Source organism: Streptomyces rectiviolaceus, assembly GCF_039533825.1.
GTDB classification, from domain to species: domain Bacteria; phylum Actinomycetota; class Actinomycetes; order Streptomycetales; family Streptomycetaceae; genus Streptomyces; species Streptomyces rectiviolaceus.
The window spans coordinates 1-20345 of record NZ_BAAAUG010000047.1; the positions used below are offsets into that span (position 1 = coordinate 1).

Genomic DNA, 20345 nt, shown 5'->3' on the forward strand with positions numbered 1-20345 from the left:
CGGCCATGTCCCCGGCGCCCCCGTGCCCCCGACCCCGGACACGACGGGGCACATCCAGCTCCCGCCCGGCGGCCCCGTCGCCATGCCGAGCCCGCCGCCCGGCACCGCCCAGGCGGACACCGGTGCCACCACGCTCGCCGTCCTCCTGATCGGCCCCGCGGGCGCGGGCAAGACGAGCGTCGCCAAGTTCTGGGCGGAGCACCGCCGGGTGCCGACCGCCCACATCAGCCTCGACGACGTCCGGGAATGGGTGTGCTCGGGTTTCGCGGACCCCCAGTCCGGTTGGAACGACCACTCCGAGGCGCAGTACCGCCTGGCCCGCCGCACCTGCGGCTTCGCCGCGCGGAACTTCCTGGCCAACGGCATCTCGTGCATCCTCGACGACGCGGTCTTCCCCGACCGCCCGGTCGTCGGCCTCGGCGGCTGGAAGCGCCACGTGGGTCCAGGGCTGCTGCCGGTGGTCCTGCTGCCCGGCCTGGAGATCGTCCTGGAGCGCAACGCGGAGCGCAGCGGAAACCGCCGTCTCACGGACGAGGAAGTGGCCCGCATCCACGGCCGCATGGCCGGCTGGTACGGCTCGGGCCTGCCCATCATCGACAACTCCCAGCTGGACGTGCCCGCCACGGCCCGGGTCCTGGACGACGTCCTCGCCCGCTCCATCGCGAGCCCGCCGCAGTGGTAGCGCAGTGGTAGGTCGCGGGCCGCTCGGTCGGGTGCGCTGAACGGGCCGTCCGGCGCCGCCGCTCATAGGCTCGTCCCATGTCAGAGGTGTACGCGGCCCGCCGTGAGCGGCTGAGGGAGCGTTGTGCCGCGGGCGGCAGCGCGTCGGCGTTGGTGTCCCGCCCCGCCAACGTGCGGTATCTCGCGGGGGCGGCGCCGCAGGGCGCGGTGCTCCTGCTCGGCAGGGCCGAGGATCTGCTGCTGTGCGGCAGGCCGCTGGGCGACGAGCAGGGCGAGGGGCGGCCCGACGAGGGGCTGCGGGTGCAGTTGCTCGACACTTCCGGCGGGGATCCGGCCGTCGCGGGGGCCGATCTCGTGGCCGCGCAGGGTGCGGATTCGCTCGCCGTGGAGGAGCACGACCTCACCGTCGCCCGCCATCGCGCGCTGGGTTCCGTCGCGCCGCGGCTGCGGCTCACGGATCTCGGGGGAGCGGTCGAACAGCTGCGGCTCGTCAAGGACGAGGAGGAGATCTCCTGCCTGCGGATCGGTTCCGAGATCGCCGACCAGGCGCTGGGCGAACTGCTCGAATCCATTCTCGTGGGGCGCACGGAACGTCATCTCGCCCTCGAGCTGGAGCGCCGCCTCGTCGATCACGGCGCGGACGGGCCCGCCTTCCCGACCTCGGTAGGCACCGGGCCGAACTCCGGCCGCGGAGGTCACAGGCCCTCGGACCGGCGGGTGGAGGAAGGGGATTTCCTCTCCGTGTGCCTGGGGGCCAGCTATCGAGGTTATCGTTGCGAGATCGGGCGTACGTTCGTCATCGGTACGTCTCCCGCGGATTGGCAGATCGAGCTGTACGACCTCGTCTTCGCCGCTCAGCGGGCGGGCAGGGAGGCTCTCACACCGGGCGCCGCCTACCGCGACATCGACCGCGCGGCACGGCATGTACTGGACTCCGCGGGGTATGCGGATGGTCTAGCTCCGCTGATGGGACACGGTCTGGGGCTCGAAATCGACGAGGACCCGCAGTTGGCGCCCGCAGCCATGGGTAAACTGGACGCCTGCGTGCCGGTCACCGTCGAACCGGGGGTTCACATCCCGGGACGGGGTGGTGTCCGGATCGATGACACGCTCGTCGTGCGCCCCGAGGCGGACGGCGGACCCGAGCTACTCACCATTACGACCAAGGAGCTGCTCGCGCTCTAGCCTCGAGCTATGCGCGTGCGCCGGGGTCGTCCACGTCAGTCCAGGAGATTCCGCAACCGTGGCTTCCACGAACGACCTCAAGAACGGCCTGGTGCTCAAGCTCGACGGGGGCCAGCTCTGGTCCGTCGTCGAGTTCCAGCACGTCAAGCCCGGCAAGGGCCCTGCCTTTGTGCGCACCAAGCTCAAGAACGTGATGTCCGGCAAGGTGGTCGACAAGACCTTCAACGCCGGCGTCAAGGTCGACACGGCGACGATCGACAAGCGCGACATGCAGTTCTCCTACATGGACGGCGACTACTTCGTCTTCATGGACATGGAGACGTACGACCAGCTGCACGTCGACCGCAAGTCCGTCGGTGACGCCGCCAACTTCCTGATCGAGGGCTTCACGGCCTCCGTCGCGCAGCACGAGGGCGAAGTCCTCTTCGTCGAGCTGCCGGCCGCCGTCGAGCTGGTCATCCAGGAGACCGAGCCCGGCGTCCAGGGCGACCGCTCCACCGGCGGCACCAAGCCCGCGACGCTGGAGACCGGCCACCAGATCCAGGTGCCGCTCTTCATCACCACCGGCGAGAAGATCAAGGTCGACACCCGTGACAGCGGCTACCTCGGCCGGGTGAACAGCTAACCGTGGCTGCTCGTAATACGGCCCGCAAGCGCGCCTTCCAGATCCTTTTCGAGGCCGACCAGCGTGGCGCAGATGTAGTGACGGTCCTCGCGGACTGGGTGCGCCACTCGCGGACCGATACCCGGCAGCCGCCGGTGAGCGAGTTCACGATGGAGCTGGTCGAGGGGTACGCGCAGCACGCGCGTCACATCGACGAGCTGATCTCGCAGTACGCCGTCGGGTGGACCCTGGACAGGATGCCGGTCGTCGACCGCAACATCCTGCGGCTCGGTGCCTACGAGCTGATCTGGGTCGACGCGACGCCGGACGCCGTGGTGATCGACGAGGCCGTGCAGCTCGCCAAGGAGTTCTCCACGGACGACTCGCCGTCCTTCGTGAACGGCCTGCTCGGCCGGTTCAAGGACCTGAAGCCGAGTCTGCGCCGCGACGAGGCGTAAGCCTCCCCTGCCGCTCAGAGGGCCCGCAGCGACACGCTGCGGGCCCTCTGGCGTACTCCGGGGCTCCCTGGGGCCTCTGGGGCGTCCCGAGGGCTCACACGTACGCAGAACGGCCGGAACCGATCGGTTCCGGCCACCCCGGCGTTACGTTTCTGCTCAGCTCTCGCTTGAGGGATCAGACGTCGTCGTGGGCGACGGCGCGGCGCGCGTCCGCGTCCAGGACGCCCCAGCTGATCAGCTGCTCGGTGAGAACCGAGGGCGACTGGTCATAGATCACGGCGAGGGTGCGCAGGTCGTCCTGGCGGATCGAGAGCACCTTGCCGTTGTAGTCACCGCGCTGCGACTGGATCGTGGCGGCATACCGCTGCAGCGGGCCTGCCTTCTCCTGCGGGACGTGCGCGAGGCGCTCAAGATCGAGCACGAGCTTGGGCGGCGGCTCGGCCGCACCGCCCGGAGCGGTGCCTGGCAGCAGCTCCTGGACCGGGACGCCGTAGAAGTCCGCCAGCTCGGCAAGGCGCTGTACGGTCACGGCGCGGTCGCCGCGTTCGTACGAACCGACCACGACCGCCTTCCAGCGTCCCTGGGACTTCTCCTCGACGCCGTGGAGGGAAAGGCCCTGCTGGGTACGGATGGCGCGGAGCTTGGCCCCGAGCTGTTTGGCGTATTCGCTGGACATATAGCTCCCCGGACGAAGAACGGTAACTCACTGTGAGGTTACGCAGCGTTACTTGGGTGCGTCAAGCCGAATGGTCCGTACCGACCCCTCCGAGGGGGGTCGTGACCGGCGGTGTTGCCATTGCTGGTAGCGTGGATGGCGCAATTTCGACGTCCTTTAAGGTCCGTCCCGTGAGGCGGAGAAGGAGGTCCGTTTCATATGGACTCGCACGACACGAATGAACCCGATGTCGCCCGGCCCGTGCTCGAAGGCCCGGACATCGCACGGGTGTTGACCCGTATCGCGCACGAGATCGTCGAGCGCGCCAAAGGCGCCGACGACGTGGTGCTGCTCGGCATTCCCACCCGTGGCGTCTTCCTCGCCCGGCGACTCGCCGAGAAGCTCGAAGAAATCACCGGACGCACTATCCCGGTTGGCTCACTCGACATCACGATGTACCGCGACGATCTGCGCATGCATCCGCCGCGCGCACTCGCCCGCACCGAGATCCCCGGTGACGGCATCGACGGCCGCCTCGTCGTCCTCGTCGACGACGTGCTCTTCTCCGGCCGCACCATCCGCGCAGCCCTCGACGGCCTGAACGACATCGGCCGCCCGCGCGCGGTGCAGCTCGCCGTCCTCGTCGACCGAGGCCACCGCGAACTTCCGATCCGCGCCGACTACGTCGGCAAGAACCTCCCCACGTCGCTGCGGGAGACGGTCAAGGTCCAGCTCGCCGAGGAGGACGGCCGCGACGCCGTGCTGCTCGGCGCCAAGCCCGCTTCCGCGTAGGACCGGCTTCCCCCACGGGCACCGGGGCACACCCCTGCGCGCCCGCGTGCCCGCACACCTCCACATGACGGAGTACACCCAGATGATGCGACACCTCATCTCGGCCGCCGACCTCACCCGCGACGACGCCGTTCTCATCCTCGACACCGCCGAGGAGATGGCCCGGGTCGCCGACCGGCCGATCAAGAAGCTTCCGGCCCTGCGCGGCCGCACGATCTGCAATCTGTTCTTCGAGGACTCGACCCGGACCCGGATCTCCTTCGAGGCCGCCGAGAAGCGCCTCTCCGCCGACGTCATCAACTTCGCCGCCAAGGGATCCAGCGTCTCCAAGGGCGAGTCCCTGAAGGACACCGCCCAGACCCTGGAGGCGATGGGCGTCGACGCCGTCGTCATCCGGCACGGCGCGTCCGGCGCCCCCTACCGGCTCGCCACCTCCGGCTGGATCGACGCCCCGGTGATCAACGCGGGCGACGGCACCCACCAGCACCCCACCCAGGCGCTGCTCGACGCCTTCACCATGCGGCGCCGTCTCGTCGGCAGGGACGCGGGCCTGGGCAAGGACCTGAGCGGCAAGAGCATCACGCTCGTCGGCGACGTCCTGCACAGCCGCGTCGCGCGCTCGAACGTCGACCTCCTGCACACCCTGGGCGCCGAGGTCACCCTGGTCGCCCCGCCCACGCTCGTGCCGGTCGGCGTCGAAAGCTGGCCCTGCGACGTGTCGTACGACCTGGACCGGGTGCTCCCGAAGTCCGACGCCGTGATGATGCTGCGCGTGCAGCGCGAGCGCATGAACGCCGCGTTCTTCCCGACCGAGCGCGAGTACTCGCGTCGCTACGGCCTTGACGGCGAGCGCATGGCGAAGATGCCCGAGCACGCCATCGTGATGCACCCCGGGCCGATGGTGCGCGGCATGGAGATCACCGCCGAGGTCGCCGACTCCGACCGCTGCACGGTCATCGAGCAGGTCGCCAACGGCGTCCACACCCGGATGGCCGTTCTCTACCTGCTCCTGGGCGGGAACGAACCCGCCGTCACCCACACCCGCCCCACCGGTTCCGAGGAGAAGTAAGACATGAGCAAGACCCTGATCCGTGGTGCGAAGGTCCTTGGCGGCGAGCCCCAGGACGTCCTGATCGACGGCGAGACCATCGTCGAGGTGGGCGCCGGCATCGAAGCGGGCGACGCGACCGTCGTCGAGGCCGACGGCAAGATCCTGCTGCCGGGCCTCGTCGACCTGCACACCCACCTGCGCGAGCCCGGCCGCGAGGACTCCGAGACCGTCCTGACCGGCACGCGCGCCGCCGCCTCCGGCGGCTACACCGCCGTGTTCGCCATGGCCAACACCTTCCCCGTCGCCGACACCGCCGGCGTCGTCGAGCAGGTCTACCGGCTCGGCCAGGAAGGCGGATACGCGGACGTCCAGCCGATCGGCGCCGTCACCGTCGGCCTGGAGGGCAAGAAGCTCGCCGAGCTCGGCGCCATGCACGAGTCCGCGGCCGGTGTCACCGTCTTCTCCGACGACGGCAAGTGCGTCGACGACGCCGTGATGATGCGGCGCGCCCTGGAGTACGTGAAGGCGTTCGGCGGAGTCGTCGCCCAGCACGCGCAGGAGCCGCGCCTGACCGAGGGCGCCCAGATGAACGAGGGCGTCGTCTCCGCCGAGCTGGGCCTCGGCGGCTGGCCCGCCGTCGCCGAGGAGTCGATCATCGCGCGTGACGTGCTGCTCGCCGAGCACGTCGGCTCGCGGGTGCACATCTGCCACCTGTCGACCGCCGGTTCGGTCGAGATCGTGCGCTGGGCCAAGTCGCGCGGCATCGACGTGACCGCCGAGGTCACCCCGCACCACCTGCTCCTGACCGACGAGATGGTCCGCTCGTACAACCCGGTCTACAAGGTCAACCCGCCGCTGCGCACCGAGCGCGACGTCATGGCGCTGCGCGAGGCCCTGGCCGACGGCACCATCGACATCGTCGCCACGGACCACGCCCCGCACCCGCACGAGGACAAGGACTGCGAGTGGGCCGCGGCCGCCATGGGCATGGTGGGCCTGGAGACCGCGCTCTCCGTCGTCCAGCAGACGATGGTCGAGACGGGCCTGCTGACCTGGGCCGCGGTCGCCGACCGGATGTCCGTCAAGCCCGCCGAGATCGGGCAGGCCAAGGGCCACGGACGCCCCGTCTCGGCAGGTGAGCCCGCGAACCTCACGCTCCTCGATCCGGCTTACCGTGGTGTCGTGGACCCGGCGGGCTTCGCCTCCCGCAGCGGCAACACCCCCTACGAGGGCCGTGAGCTGCCCGGCCGCGTGACGCACACGTGGCTGCGGGGCCGCGCCACGGTCGTCGACGGGAAGCTCGCGTGACATCTCTGATCTCTGCCGCCGCAGGAAGCGCCGCCACCATCGCCGCCGAGAAGAAGTCGGCGGACGTGACGGACTGGGCCGCACGCGCGGGCTGGGTCGTCGGCCTTCTGCTCTTCATCGCGCTCGTCTACTGGCTGATGCGCGAGGGCTGGAAGTGGCGCGGCACGCTCCAGGGCGACCTGCCCGAGCTGCCCAGCGCGCCGACCGGGCCGGGCCCGGCGAAACTTGAGCTCAGCGGTCGCTACCACGGCTCGACCACGGCAGGGCAGTGGCTCGACCGCATCGTGGCGCACGGCCTCGGTACCCGCAGCCGCGTGGAGCTGACGCTCACGGACGCGGGCCTCGATGTCGTACGCCCCGGGGCGGTCGACTTCTTCGTCCCGGCCGCACAGCTGCGTGAGGCCCGCCTCGACAAGGGCATCGCCGGGAAGGTCCTCGCGGAGGGCGGTCTGCTGATCGTCACGTGGGAGCACGGCGAGAAGCTGATCGACTCGGGCTTCCGCTCGGACCACGCCGCCGAACAGGCGGACTGGGTCGAGGCCATCAACAACATGATCAACACCAGCACTACGGAAGGCACCGCACGATGACGACCTCCACCAGGGGAGCCAGCAAGGTTCCCGCCGTACTCGTCCTGGAGGACGGCCGCATCTTCCGCGGCCGCGCCTACGGGGCCGTGGGGGAGACCTTCGGCGAAGCGGTGTTCTCCACCGGCATGACCGGCTACCAGGAGACCCTCACCGACCCCTCGTACCACCGTCAGGTCGTCGTCATGACGTCCCCGCACGTCGGCAACACGGGCGTGAACGACGAGGACCCCGAGTCGAAGCGGATCTGGGTCGCCGGTTACGTCGTGCGGGACCCCGCGCGCGTGCCGTCCAACTGGCGCTCCCAGCGCACGCTCGACGAGGAACTCGTCAACCAGGGCGTCGTGGGCATCAGCGGCATCGACACGCGTGCGCTCACCCGCCACCTGCGCGAGCGCGGCGCGATGCGCGTCGGGATCTTCTCCGGCAGCGCGCTCCCCGACGAGGGCGTGATGCTCGCCGAGGTCCGCCAGCAGCCCGAGATGAAGGGCTCGAACCTCGCCGCGGAGGTCGCCACCAAGGAGACGTACGTCGTCCCCGCGATCGGCGAGAAGCGCTTCACCGTCGCCGCCGTCGACCTCGGCATCAAGGGCATGACCCCGCACCGCATGGCCGAGCGCGGGATCGAGGTGCACGTCCTGCCCGCGACCGCGACCGTCGAGGACATCTACGCGGTCGAGCCCGACGGCGTGTTCTTCTCCAACGGTCCCGGCGACCCGGCGACCGCGGACGGCCCTGTCGCCGTCATGCGGGCCGTCCTGGAGCGCAGGACCCCGCTCTTCGGCATCTGCTTCGGCAACCAGATCCTCGGCCGTGCGCTCGGTTTCGGGACGTACAAGCTGAAGTACGGCCACCGCGGCATCAACCAGCCCGTGCAGGACCGCACGACCGGCAAGGTCGAGGTCACCGCGCACAATCACGGCTTCGCCGTCGACGCGCCGCTCGACAAGGTCTCCGACACTCCCTACGGACGTGCCGAGGTCTCCCACGTGTGCCTCAACGACCAGGTGGTGGAGGGGCTCCAGCTCCTCGACCAGCCCGCGTTCAGCGTCCAGTACCACCCCGAAGCCGCCGCGGGCCCGCACGACGCCGCGTACCTCTTCGACCGTTTCGTATCCCTGATGACCGCAGAAGGAGCCCAGCGTGCCTAAGCGCTCCGATATCCAGTCCGTCCTGGTCATCGGCTCCGGCCCGATCGTCATCGGCCAGGCAGCGGAGTTCGACTACTCCGGCACCCAGGCCTGCCGCGTGCTCAAGGCCGAGGGCCTGCGCGTCATCCTGGTGAACTCGAACCCGGCGACGATCATGACCGACCCGGAGATCGCCGACGCGACCTACGTCGAGCCGATCACCCCCGAGTTCGTCGAGAAGATCATCGCCAAGGAGCGCCCCGACGCGCTCCTGCCCACCCTCGGTGGCCAGACCGCGCTCAACACCGCGATCTCCATGCACGAGCAGGGCGTCCTGGAGAAGTACGGCGTCGAGCTCATCGGCGCCAACGTCGAGGCCATCAACAAGGGCGAGGACCGCGACCTCTTCAAGGGCGTCGTCGAAGAGGTCAACAAGAAGATCGGCCACGGCGAGTCCGCCCGCTCGTACATCTGCCACTCCATGGACGACGTCCTCAAGGGCGTCGACGAGCTCGGCGGCTACCCCGTAGTCGTCCGCCCCTCCTTCACCATGGGCGGCGCCGGTTCCGGCTTCGCGCACGACGAGGAGGAGCTGCGCCGCATCGCCGGGCAGGGCCTCACGCTCTCGCCGACCACCGAGGTGCTCCTGGAGGAGTCCATCCTCGGCTGGAAGGAGTACGAGCTTGAGTTGATGCGCGACAAGAACGACAACGTCGTGGTCGTCTGCTCCATCGAGAACTTCGACCCGATGGGCGTGCACACCGGCGACTCGATCACCGTCGCGCCCGCGATGACGCTGACCGACCGCGAGTACCAGACCCTGCGTGACGTCGGCATCGCGATCATCCGCGAGGTCGGCGTCGACACCGGCGGCTGCAACATCCAGTTCGCCATCGACCCGACGGACGGCCGGGTCATCGTCATCGAGATGAACCCGCGTGTCTCGCGGTCCTCCGCGCTCGCATCGAAGGCCACCGGCTTCCCGATCGCGAAGATCGCAGCGAAGCTGGCCGTCGGCTACACGCTGGACGAGATCCCGAACGACATCACCGAGAAGACCCCGGCCTCCTTCGAGCCGACCCTCGACTACGTAGTGGTCAAGGCCCCGCGTTTCGCCTTCGAGAAGTTCCCCTCGGCGGACTCGACCCTGACGACCACCATGAAGTCGGTCGGCGAGGCCATGGCGATCGGCCGCAACTTCACCGAGGCGCTGCAGAAGGCGCTGCGGTCCCTGGAGAAGAAGGGCTCGCAGTTCACCTTCGTGGGCGAGCCCGGTGACAAGGCTCTTCTTCTGGATGAGGCCGTCCGGCCGACCGACGGGCGCATCAACACCGTCATGCAGGCCATCCGCGCGGGCGCCACCCCGGAAGAGGTCTTCGAGTCCACGAAGATCGACCCGTGGTTCGTCGACCAGCTCTTCCTGATCAAGGAGATCGCGGACGAGCTGACCGCCGCCGAGCGCCTGGACACCGATCTGCTGGCCGAGGCCAAGCGGCACGGCTTCTCGGACGCCCAGATCGGCGAGATCCGCGGCCTGCGCGAGGACGTCGTCCGCGAGGTCCGGCACGCGCTCGGCGTCCGCCCCGTCTACAAGACGGTCGACACCTGCGCCGCCGAGTTCGCCGCGAAGACGCCGTACTTCTACTCCTCGTACGACGAGGAGAACGAGGTCGCCAAGCGCGAGAAGCCCGCGGTCATCATCCTGGGCTCGGGCCCCAACCGCATCGGCCAGGGCATCGAGTTCGACTACTCCTGTGTCCACGCCTCCTTCGCGCTGAGCGACGCGGGCTACGAGACCGTGATGGTCAACTGCAACCCGGAGACCGTCTCGACGGACTACGACACCTCGGACCGCCTGTACTTCGAGCCGCTGACGCTCGAAGACGTCCTGGAGATCGTCAACGCCGAGGCGCAGGCAGGGCCGATCGCGGGCGTCATCGTCCAGCTCGGCGGCCAGACCCCGCTCGGCCTCGCGCAGGCGCTCAAGGACAACGGCGTCCCGGTCGTGGGCACCCCGCCCGAGGCCATCCACGCCGCCGAGGACCGCGGCGCCTTCGGGCGCGTGCTCGCGGAGGCCGGTCTCCCGGCGCCCAAGCACGGCACCGCCACCACCTTCGCCGAGGCCAAGGCCATCGCCGACGAGATCGGCTACCCCGTCCTCGTACGCCCGTCGTACGTGCTCGGCGGCCGCGGCATGGAGATCGTGTACGACGAGACCCGCCTCTCCGCGTACATCGAGGAGTCGACCGAGATCAGCCCCTCGCGTCCTGTGCTCGTCGACCGCTTCCTGGACGACGCGATCGAGATCGACGTGGACGCGCTCTACGACGGCGAGGAGCTCTACCTCGGCGGCGTCATGGAGCACATCGAGGAGGCCGGGATCCACTCCGGTGACTCCGCCTGCGCGCTGCCCCCGATCACGCTCGGCGGCTTCGACATCAAGCGGCTGCGGATCTCCACCGAGGCGATCGCCAAGGGCGTCGGCGTCCGCGGGCTCATCAACATCCAGTTCGCGATGGCCGGGGACATCCTGTACGTCCTTGAGGCCAACCCGCGTGCCTCGCGCACCGTCCCCTTCACCTCGAAGGCGACCGCGGTGCCGCTGGCCAAGGCCGCCGCGCGCATCTCGCTCGGCGCGACCGTCGCCGAGCTGCGCGCCGAGGGCATGCTCCCGGCGACCGGCGACGGCGGCACGCTGCCGATGGACGCGCCGATCTCGGTGAAGGAAGCCGTCATGCCGTGGAGCCGCTTCCGCGACATCCACGGCCGTGGCGTCGACACCGTCCTCGGCCCGGAGATGCGCTCCACCGGTGAAGTCATGGGCATCGACTCGGTGTTCGGCACGGCGTACGCCAAGTCGCAGGCGGGCGCGTACGGTCCGCTGCCGACGAAGGGGCGCGCCTTCATCTCGGTAGCCAACCGCGACAAGCGCTCGATGATCTTCCCGGCGCGTGAACTGGTCGCGCACGGCTTCGAGTTGCTCGCCACGTCCGGCACGGCCGAGGTGCTCAAGCGCAACGGCATCAACGCCACGATCGTGCGCAAGCAGAGCGAGGGCGAGGGCCCGAACGGCGAGAAGACGATCGTCCAGCTGATCCACGACGGCGCGGTCGACCTCATCGTCAACACCCCCTACGGCACGGGTGGCCGCCTCGACGGCTACGACATCCGTACGGCGGCGGTCTCCCGCTCCGTGCCCTGCCTGACGACGGTCCAGGCGCTCGCCGCCGCCGTCCAGGGCATCGACGCGCTCAACCACGGGGACGTGGGTGTCCGTTCACTCCAGGAACACGCGGAGCATCTGACCGCGGCCCGCGACTAGCAGCCCACCAGGGGGACACCGATCCGGTGTCCCCCTTCTGCTGAGGACACGTACATGTACAAGCTTTTCTTCAACCTCCTCTTCAAGCGCATGGACCCGGAGCAGGCCCACTACATGGCCTTCCGCTGGATCCGGCTCGCGGCCCGCGTCCCCGTGCTGCGCACCTTCGTCGCGGCCGTGCTCGCGCCGCGCCACAAGGAGCTGCGCACCGAGGCCTTCGGGCTGCGGATGCACGGTCCCTTCGGGCTCGCCGCGGGCTTCGACAAGAACGCCGTCGCGATCGACGGCATGTCGATGCTGGGCTTCGACCACATCGAGATCGGCACCGTCACGGGGGAGCCGCAGCCCGGCAACCCCAAGCAGCGGCTCTTCCGCCTCGTCAAGGACCGGGCGCTGATCAACCGCATGGGATTCAACAACGAGGGCTCGGCGGCCGTCGCCGAGCGCCTGGGCGCCCGCAAGGCCGTCTTCAAGACGGTCGTGGGCGTGAACATCGGCAAGACCAAGGTCGTCCCCGAGGAGGAGGCCGCCGCCGACTACGTGAAGTCGGCCGAGCGGCTCGCCGTCCACGCCGACTACCTCGTGGTGAACGTGTCGTCCCCGAACACCCCCGGCCTGCGCAACCTCCAGGCCACGGAGTCGCTGCGCCCGCTCCTCACCGCCGTACGCGAGGCGGCCGACCGGAGCGTCACCGGGCGGCGCGTGCCGCTGCTCGTGAAGATCGCCCCCGACCTGGCGGACGAGGACATCGACGCGGTCGCCGACCTGGCCGTCGAGCTCGGTCTGGACGGCATCATCGCCACGAACACGACCATCGCGCGCGAGAGCCTCGGTTTGCAATCCGAACCTTCGCTCTACGGAGAGACCGGCGGCTTGTCCGGAGCGCCCCTCAAGGAGCGCTCCCTGGAGGTCCTGCGCCGCCTCTACGCGCGCGTGGGCGACCGCATCACGCTCGTGGGCGTCGGCGGCATCGAGAACGCCGAGGACGCCTGGCAGCGGATCCTCGCGGGCGCCACCCTGGTGCAGGGCTACAGCGCGTTCATCTACGAAGGGCCCTTCTGGGGCCGCGCGATCCACAAGGGGCTCGCCGCCCGCCTTCGGACCAGCTCGTACGCCACCCTCGCCGAGGCCGTCGGCGCCGACGTAAGGAAATCCGCATGAGTGCCCTCGAACCCTTCGGTACGCGCCTGCGCCACGCCATGGACGAGCGAGGGCCCCTCTGCGTCGGCATCGACCCGCACGCGTCCCTGCTGTCCGCCTGGGGCCTGAACGACGACGTCGCGGGCCTGGAGCGGTTCACCGGGACCGTCGTCGAGGCGCTCGCAGGGAGCGTCGCGGTGTTCAAGCCGCAAAGCGCGTTCTTCGAGCGCTTCGGCTCGCGCGGCATCGCCGTACTGGAGAAGGCGGTCCAGGAGCTGCGCGCGGCCGGCGCCCTGGTGGTCATGGACGCCAAGCGCGGCGACATCGGCTCGACCATGGCCGCGTACGCGGAGACCTTCCTGCACAAGGACTCGCCGCTGTTCAGCGACGCCCTCACGGTCTCGCCCTACCTCGGCTACGGCTCGCTGAAGCCCGCCGTGGACCTGGCGCGCGAGAACGGCACCGGCCTCTTCGTGCTCGCGCTCACCTCCAACCCCGAGGGCGCCGAGGTGCAGCACGCGGTGCGCGAGGACGGCCGCACGATCGGCGCGACGATCCTTGGGCACCTGGCGGCCGAGAACGCAGGCGCGGAGCCCCTGGGGTCCTTCGGCGCCGTCGTCGGGGCCACGCTGGGGGACCTGTCCTCGTACGACCTCGCGATCAACGGTCCGCTGCTCGCCCCCGGCATCGGGGCGCAGGGCGCCACTCCGGCGGATCTGCCGGGTGTCTTCGGGGACGCCGTACGCAATGTCGTGCCGAGCGTCAGCCGGGGTGTCCTGCGGCACGGGCCCGACGTGGAGGGGCTGCGCGTCGCGGCGAGCCGCTTCGCGGACGAGATCCGTGAGGCCGTCGCCTCGGCCTGAGGTTGTCCTGAGGGTGTTTTTCCGCCTTCGAAGGACGTGTCCGGCCACGTCCTTACGTTTCCTTGATGGCTCACCAGGCCAAATCCGGGGTGAAATGCCCGAAATGTACACCTCGGCAGAGGCTGACCAGGACTTTTCGTCTGTTCTCGCTGACTCCGGCGGCCATGCCCGCTAGTCTCCGACGAGAGCGAACGGGCAAGTGCGTTGCACGTTGCTCACCAGGTGTGGGGCGACTAGGTTCCTCACCGGTCCGTATCCGACAGTTCGACATCCGAGGTGACGTAGGCGTGGCTCTTCCGCCCCTTACCCCTGAACAGCGCGCAGCCGCGCTCGAAAAGGCCGCCGCGGCTCGCCGGGAGCGGGCCGAGGTCAAGAATCGACTCAAGCACTCCGGTGCCTCGCTTCACGAGGTCATCAAGCAGGGCCAGGAGAACGATGTCATCGGCAAGATGAAGGTCTCCGCTCTCCTGGAGTCACTGCCCGGCGTGGGCAAGGTCCGCGCCAAGCAGATCATGGAGCGTCTTGGCATCTCCGAGAGCCGCCGTGTGCGCGGTCTCGGCTCCAACCAGATCGCCTCCTTGGAGCGTGAGTTCGGCGGTGGCGCTGCCTGACGTTCTCAGGCACTCCTGAGAACCTGGATAATCGCTGCATGGCTGCAACATCCCGGGGGACGACCCCCGTGCCCCCGGACGTACGTCCGCGGCTGACCGTGCTCTCCGGCCCCTCCGGGGTCGGCAAGAGCACGGTCGTCGCTCATATGCGCAAAGAACACCCCGAGGTCTGGCTCTCGGTCTCGGCCACCACTCGGAAGCCGCGCCCCGGCGAGAAGGACGGTGTCCACTATTTCTTCGTCTCCGACGAAGAAATGGACAAGCTGATCGCCAACGGCGAGCTGCTCGAGTGGGCTGAGTTCGCGGGCAACCGCTACGGCACGCCCCGGGGTGCCGTCATCGAGCGCCTGGAGGCGGGCGAGCCTGTCCTCCTGGAGATCGATCTGCAGGGCGCGCGCCTGGTCCGCGAGTCGATGTCCGAGGCGCAGCTGGTCTTCCTCGCCCCGCCGAGCTGGGAGGAGCTGGTCCGCCGGCTCACCGGCCGGGGGACCGAGGCGCCCGAGGTGATCGAGCGCAGGCTCGCCGCGGCGAAGATCGAACTCGCTGCCGAGGCCGAGTTCCACACGACCCTGGTCAATACCTCCGTCGAGGATGTAGCGCGTGAGCTGCTAGCCTTGATGAAAGTTGTTTGATCTTCATCCTCAGTAACCCCGGTTTGGCCTTCAATTTCCATTCGAAGGTCAATCCCCATCGGAAGGCAGAGAGTGTCCTCTTCCATCACTGCGCCCGAGGGCATCATCAACCCGCCGATTGATGAGCTCCTCGAAGCGACCGACTCGAAGTACAGCCTCGTGATCTACGCCGCCAAGCGCGCGCGCCAGATCAACGCGTACTACTCGCAGCTCGGTGAGGGCCTGCTGGAGTACGTCGGCCCGCTGGTGGACACGCACGTCCACGAGAAGCCGCTCTCGATCGCGCTCCGCGAGATCAACGCGGGTCTGCTGACGTCCGAGGCCATCGAGGGCCCGGCTCAGTAGTCGCAGTTCTTCATCTGCAGTTCTTCACCACAGGCCCGGCAGCGCGACTGCCGGGCCTGTGGTGTGTCATGGAGTCGTACGTTCCCGAGTGCGGGGATCACAAGTGCGGGGAGGCACGGTGGGCAAGCCCAAGGTCGTTCTGGGGGTCAGCGGCGGTATCGCCGCGTACAAGGCCTGTGAGCTGCTGCGGCGGCTGACCGAGTCGGGCCACGACGTACGCGTCGTACCGACCGATTCGGCGCTGCAGTTCGTGGGGGCCGCGACCTGGTCGGCGCTGTCCGGCAACCCCGTCTCGACCGAGGTGTGGGACTCCGTCCACGAGGTGCCGCACGTGCGGATCGGCCAGTCCGCCGACGTCGTCATCGTCGCCCCGGCGACGGCCGACATGATGGCGAAGGCGGCCCACGGCCTCGCCGACGACCTCCTGACGAACACGCTCCTCACCGCCCGCTGTCCGGTGATCTTCGCGCCCGCCATGCACACGGAGATGTGGGAACACCCGGCCACGCAGGAGAACGTCGCCACGCTGCGCCGCCGCGGCGCCCTGGTCATCGAGCCCGCCGTCGGCCGCCTCACCGGCGTGGACACGGGCAAGGGCCGCTTCCCCGATCCCCTGGAGCTCTTCGAGGTCGTACGCCGTGTCCTGGCGCGCGGAGACCTGGCCCGCGATCTCACGGGGCGGCATGTCGTCGTCAGCGCGGGCGGGACGCGCGAGCCGCTCGACCCGGTCCGCTTCCTGGGCAACCGCTCCTCCGGCAAGCAGGGCTACGCGCTGGCCCGCAGCGCGGCGGCGCGGGGCGCCCGGGTCACGCTCGTGTCGGCGAACGCGGCGCTGCCGGAACCGGCGGGTGTCGACGTCGTGCCCGTCGGCACGGCCGTGCAGCTCCGCGAGGCGATCCTGAAGGCCTCGGCGGACGCCGACGCCGTGGTGATGGCCGCGGCCGTGGCCGATTTCCGCCCTCAGACGTACGCGACCGGAAAGATCAAGAAGAAGGACGGCCAGGAGCAGCCCCCGATCGCCCTCGTCCGCAACCCCGACATCCTCGCCGAGATCGCGGGCGACCGGCCGCGCCCCGGCCAGGTCGTCGTCGGCTTCGCCGCCGAGACGGACGACGTCCTCGCCAACGGCCGCGCCAAGCTCGAACGCAAGGGCTGCGACCTGCTCGTCGTCAACGAAGTGGGCGAGCGCAAGACGTTCGGCTCCGAGGAGAACGAGGCGGTCGTGCTCGGCGCGGACGGCAGCGAGACCCCCGTGCCGTACGGACCCAAGGAAGCGCTCGCGGACACCGTCTGGGATCTCGTGGCTGAACGCCTGCCGAAGAATTCCTGAAAAAATAGGGGTGACCCCCAGAAGAAGATCCCGGTCGAGCCTCAGCAGAACAGAGGTGGAATCCTGGGTGCGAATGTCACATTCGCCCCACTGGGCGCCTCAAACCCGGGAAATTCGGGCGTGAGGCCCTCTGGTGGAGACCGATCGTCGTATCGCACAATGCAGTGCCGCAGGTCACAGGGCTCCCAAGTGGCGAGACATGTGGTCCGGCGGACGAGTGTGACCGATAAACTGGTCACGGACGACGCCGAGCGCAGCTCTCGGCGCGTCTGCCAATGATCAGCCAGCAGCCGCTGCAACCACAGGGAGCGATGTGTCCCGCCGTCTCTTCACCTCGGAGTCTGTGACCGAGGGTCACCCCGACAAGATCGCTGACCAGATCAGCGACACCATTCTCGACGCACTTCTGCGGGAGGACCCGAAGTCCCGGGTCGCCGTGGAGACCTTGATCACCACCGGCCTGGTGCACGTGGCCGGCGAAGTGACGACCAAGGCGTACGCGCCGATCGCGCAGCTGGTCCGCGAGAAGATCCTCGAGATCGGTTACGACTCCTCGAAGAAGGGCTTCGACGGCGCCTCCTGTGGCGTCTCGGTGTCCATCGGCTCGCAGTCCCCCGACATCGCGCAGGGCGTCGACACGGCGTACGAAAAGCGTGTCGAAGGCGATGAGGACGAGCTCGACAAGCAGGGCGCGGGCGACCAGGGCCTGATGTTCGGCTACGCCTGCGACGAGACGCCGGAGCTGATGCCGCTCCCGATCCACCTCGCGCACCGTCTCTCGCGCCGCCTGTCCGAGGTCCGCAAGAACGGGACCATCCCGTACCTGCGCCCCGACGGCAAGACCCAGGTCACCATCGAGTACGACGGCGACAAGGCCGTCCGCCTCGACACGGTCGTGGTCTCCTCGCAGCACGCGTCGGACATCGACCTGGACTCGCTCCTTGCCCCCGACATCCGGGAGTTCGTGGTCGAGCCCGAGCTGAAGGCGCTCCTCGAGGATGGCATCAAGCTCGACACCGATGGCTACCGCCTCCTGGTCAACCCGACAGGACGCTTCGAGATCGGCGGCCCGATGGGCGACGCCGGCCTCACCGGCCGCAAGATCATCATTGACACGTACGGCGGCATGGCCCGCCACGGCGGCGGCGCCTTCTCCGGCAAGGACCCGTCCAAGGTCGACCGCTCGGCCGCGTACGCGATGCGCTGGGTCGCCAAGAACGTCGTCGCCGCAGGCCTCGCGGCCCGCTGCGAGGTCCAGGTCGCGTACGCGATCGGCAAGGCCGAGCCGGTGGGCCTCTTCGTGGAGACGTTCGGCACGGCCACGGTCGACACCGACAAGATCGAGGCGGCCATCGCCGAGGTCTTCGACCTGCGCCCGGCCGCGATCATCCGCGACCTGGACCTGCTGCGCCCGATCTACGCGCAGACCGCGGCGTACGGCCACTTCGGCCGGGCCATCCCCGACTTCACGTGGGAGCGGACGGACCGCGTGGACGCGTTGCGGAAGGCCGCGGGGCTGTAAGGCTCCCTCGACCGGCGAGTTCTGACGAAGCCCGGTGCCCCCTCGGGGGCACCGGGCTTCGTCGTGCCGTGGTGGATCCGGGGCTCGCGGCCGTGTCAGTGGGGTCTGGTAGGAATGCTGCTGTGAGCAGCGAGAACCAGAAATCTGAGGGGGCGGGCGGGGCCGAGCCTCCGGAGCAGCTTGCGCTCATTCGGGAAGCGGTGCGCAAGGCCGATGTGCCGCGGGCCAAGCCGCGGACGTGGCGGGGGGCCGCCTTGGCGAAGAGTCTGCCCGTGGCTCGGGTGCTGGTCGACAAAGGCGTGCTGCATCTTGATCGGTACTTCGACTACGCGGTGCCCGAGGAGCTGGACGAGCAGGCTCAGCCCGGAGTGCGGGTTCGGGTGCGGTTCGGGGCCGGGGCGCGGAATGTGCGGGGCGGGCGGCGTGAGGGTGGGGGGTTGATCGACGGGTTTCTCGTCGAGCGGGTTGCCGAGTCGGACTACTCAGGGCCCCTGGCCGCTCTGGCTCAGGTCGTTTCGCCTGAGCCCGTGCTCGACGGTGAGTTGCTCGGGTTGGCGCGGGCCGTGGCCGATCGGTATGCGGGCAGCCTTGCCGATGTGCTGCAGCTGGCCGTTCCGCCTCGGCACGCCCGGGCCGAGGCGCGGGCGGCGGGGGAGGCTGCGGCGCCTCCGGCCGCGCCTGAGGCGGGGTCCTGGCGGCGGTACGGGCATGGGGCGGAGTTCCTGGGGGCGCTTGCCTCGGGGGGTGCGCCTCGGGCTGTGTGGACCGCCCTTCCCGGGCCGGAGTGGGCCGAGGAGATCGCCCGAGCCGTGCAGGCGACTCTTGCCTCGGGGCGGGGAGCCCTTGTCGTGGTGCCTGCCGGGCGACCCGCCGCGAGGGTCGATGCGGCGCTGACTGAGCTCATGGGGGCGGGGCAGCATGCTCTGCTCACCGCCGATGTGGGGCAGGAGCGGCGGTACAGGGAATGGCTCTCGGTGCGGCGCGGCGCCGTGCGGGCCGTCGTGGGCACGCGGGCCGCCATGTTCGCGCCCGTGCGGAATCTTGGGCTTGTCGTGATCTGGGATGACGGCGATGCCAGTCACAGCGACGACAACGCTCCCTTCCCGCATGTGCGCGAAGTGCTTGAGCTTCGGGCCTCGCGGGACAAGTGCGGGTTTTTGTTGGGGAGTTGGAGTTGCACGGTCGAAGCCGCGCAGCTTGTGGAGAGTGGGTGGGCGGCGCCGCTGGTCGCCGATCGCGAGCAGGTGCGGGGGGCCGCGCCGCTCGTACGGACCGTGGGGGACACGGACCTCGCCCGGGACGAGGCGGCTCGCGCCGCGCGGCTTCCGACACTTGCCTGGAACGTGGTGCGGGAGGGGCTGAAGCACGGTCCTGTGCTTGTGCAGGTGCCCCGGCGGGGATATGTGCCCCGGCTCGCGTGCGAGAGGTGCCGGGAGCCCGCGCGGTGCCGGCACTGTGCGGGGCCGTTGGAGGCGCGGGACGGCGGCGGGCTGTGGTGTGGCTGGTGCGGGGTGGAGGAAGGCGCCTGGCACTGCGGTGAGTGCGGGGGGTTCCGGCTGCGCGCGCAGGTGGTGGGGGCGCGGCGGACGGCCGAGGAGCTGGGGCGGGCGTTTCCGGCGGTGCCGGTGCGAACGTCGGGGCGGGAGCAGGTTCTTGACACTGTGGCGGGAACGCCTGCGCTGGTGGTGAGCACTCCGGGGGCGGAGCCTGTCGCCGAGGGCGGCTATGCCGCCGCCCTGTTGCTCGACGGGTGGGCCATGCTGGGGCGGCCCGATCTGCGGGCCGGGGAGGATGCGCTGCGTCGGTGGATCAGCGCCTCTTCGCTGGTGCGGCCGCAGGGGGCGGGCGGGACCGTGGTGGTCGTCGCCGAGCCGACCCTGCGGCCCGTGCAGGCGCTTGTGCGGTGGGATCCCGTGGGGCACGCGGTGCGGGAACTCGCGGACCGGGCCGAGTTGGGGTTTCCGCCCGTGTCGCGGATGGCCTCGGTGGCGGGGACCGCGGAGGCGCTCTCCGGGTTCCTTGCCGCGGCCGAACTTCCGGGGGACGCGGTGGTGTTGGGGCCGGTCCCCGTGCCGGACGCGGCGCCCGGGCCCGCACGCCGGGCCGGGGCGGCGCCCGTCGGGGAGCGG

19 protein-coding genes are annotated in these 20345 nt (G+C 69.8%); 18 read left to right on the top strand and 1 reads right to left on the bottom strand.

What is annotated here, in order from left to right:
- From ABD378_RS16455 to nusB, 4 genes are all read left to right on the top strand, one after another.
- The coding region (locus ABD378_RS16455) for an AAA family ATPase (protein WP_344521660.1) at positions 1-682 on the top strand (682 nt) is incomplete at its 5' end.
- A gap of 77 nt (positions 683-759) precedes the next feature.
- Positions 760-1866, top strand: coding sequence for a M24 family metallopeptidase (locus ABD378_RS16460; protein ID WP_344521661.1), 1107 nt, complete (start codon positions 760-762; stop codon positions 1864-1866).
- Positions 1867-1924: 58 nt separating this feature from the next.
- Positions 1925-2491: an elongation factor P gene (gene efp, locus ABD378_RS16465; RefSeq protein WP_344521662.1), complete on the top strand. Its 567-nt coding sequence runs from the start codon at positions 1925-1927 to the stop codon at positions 2489-2491.
- 2 nt (positions 2492-2493) lie between these two features.
- The gene (gene nusB / locus ABD378_RS16470) at positions 2494-2928 is read left to right on the top strand and encodes a transcription antitermination factor NusB (RefSeq protein ID WP_344521663.1); all 435 of its coding nucleotides are present in this window, start codon (positions 2494-2496) and stop codon (positions 2926-2928) included.
- Positions 2929-3103: 175 nt separating this feature from the next.
- On the opposite strand, the gene bldD is transcribed toward nusB, so the two are convergent.
- Positions 3104-3604 (bottom strand): transcriptional regulator BldD, encoded by a 501-nt coding sequence (gene bldD / locus ABD378_RS16475; protein ID WP_249591133.1) that lies wholly within the window; start codon positions 3602-3604, stop codon positions 3104-3106.
- Positions 3605-3802: 198 nt separating this feature from the next.
- Between bldD and pyrR the strand changes: the two genes are divergently transcribed.
- The 14 genes from pyrR to ABD378_RS16545 all read left to right on the top strand — a co-directional run.
- Entirely contained in the window at positions 3803-4375 is a 573-nt protein-coding gene (gene pyrR, locus ABD378_RS16480; RefSeq protein ID WP_344521664.1) for a bifunctional pyr operon transcriptional regulator/uracil phosphoribosyltransferase PyrR, read from the top strand.
- An 82-nt stretch (positions 4376-4457) separates the two neighbouring features.
- On the top strand, positions 4458-5444 hold the full coding sequence (locus ABD378_RS16485; RefSeq protein ID WP_344521675.1) for an aspartate carbamoyltransferase catalytic subunit: 987 nt from the start codon (positions 4458-4460) through the stop codon (positions 5442-5444).
- 3 nt (positions 5445-5447) lie between these two features.
- Positions 5448-6734 (top strand): dihydroorotase, encoded by a 1287-nt coding sequence (locus tag ABD378_RS16490; RefSeq protein ID WP_344521665.1) that lies wholly within the window; start codon positions 5448-5450, stop codon positions 6732-6734.
- Positions 6731-7324, top strand: coding sequence for a PH-like domain-containing protein (locus ABD378_RS16495; protein WP_344521666.1), 594 nt, complete (start codon positions 6731-6733; stop codon positions 7322-7324). The genes ABD378_RS16490 and ABD378_RS16495 overlap by 4 nt, the downstream gene beginning before the upstream one ends.
- A complete protein-coding gene (gene carA, locus ABD378_RS16500; RefSeq protein ID WP_344521667.1) occupies positions 7321-8472 on the top strand; it encodes a glutamine-hydrolyzing carbamoyl-phosphate synthase small subunit in 1152 nt (383 codons plus the stop codon). Before ABD378_RS16495 ends, carA begins: the two co-directional genes overlap by 4 nt.
- Positions 8465-11773, top strand: a complete 3309-nt coding sequence (gene carB / locus ABD378_RS16505) for a carbamoyl-phosphate synthase large subunit (RefSeq protein ID WP_344521668.1) — start codon at positions 8465-8467, stop codon at positions 11771-11773. The genes carA and carB overlap by 8 nt, the downstream gene beginning before the upstream one ends.
- Before the next feature lie 54 nt (positions 11774-11827).
- The gene (locus ABD378_RS16510) at positions 11828-12934 is read left to right on the top strand and encodes a quinone-dependent dihydroorotate dehydrogenase (RefSeq protein WP_344521669.1); all 1107 of its coding nucleotides are present in this window, start codon (positions 11828-11830) and stop codon (positions 12932-12934) included.
- On the top strand, positions 12931-13776 hold the full coding sequence (gene pyrF, locus ABD378_RS16515; protein WP_344521670.1) for an orotidine-5'-phosphate decarboxylase: 846 nt from the start codon (positions 12931-12933) through the stop codon (positions 13774-13776). Before ABD378_RS16510 ends, pyrF begins: the two co-directional genes overlap by 4 nt.
- A gap of 287 nt (positions 13777-14063) precedes the next feature.
- Entirely contained in the window at positions 14064-14387 is a 324-nt protein-coding gene (locus ABD378_RS16520; RefSeq protein ID WP_005319887.1) for an integration host factor, read from the top strand.
- A gap of 38 nt (positions 14388-14425) precedes the next feature.
- Positions 14426-15019, top strand: coding sequence for a guanylate kinase (gmk, locus tag ABD378_RS16525; RefSeq protein WP_344521671.1), 594 nt, complete (start codon positions 14426-14428; stop codon positions 15017-15019).
- Between the two features lie 72 nt (positions 15020-15091).
- Entirely contained in the window at positions 15092-15364 is a 273-nt protein-coding gene (gene rpoZ / locus ABD378_RS16530) for a DNA-directed RNA polymerase subunit omega (RefSeq protein WP_005319902.1), read from the top strand.
- Between the two features lie 118 nt (positions 15365-15482).
- Complete coding sequence (coaBC, locus tag ABD378_RS16535; protein WP_344521672.1) at positions 15483-16694, top strand: bifunctional phosphopantothenoylcysteine decarboxylase/phosphopantothenate--cysteine ligase CoaBC; 1212 nt, start codon at positions 15483-15485, stop codon at positions 16692-16694.
- Between the two features lie 313 nt (positions 16695-17007).
- Positions 17008-18216, top strand: a complete 1209-nt coding sequence (gene metK / locus ABD378_RS16540; protein ID WP_344521673.1) for a methionine adenosyltransferase — start codon at positions 17008-17010, stop codon at positions 18214-18216.
- 122 nt (positions 18217-18338) lie between these two features.
- Positions 18339-20345, top strand: a 2007-nt coding sequence (locus ABD378_RS16545) for a primosomal protein N' (RefSeq protein WP_344521674.1), incomplete at its 3' end; no start/stop codon positions are given.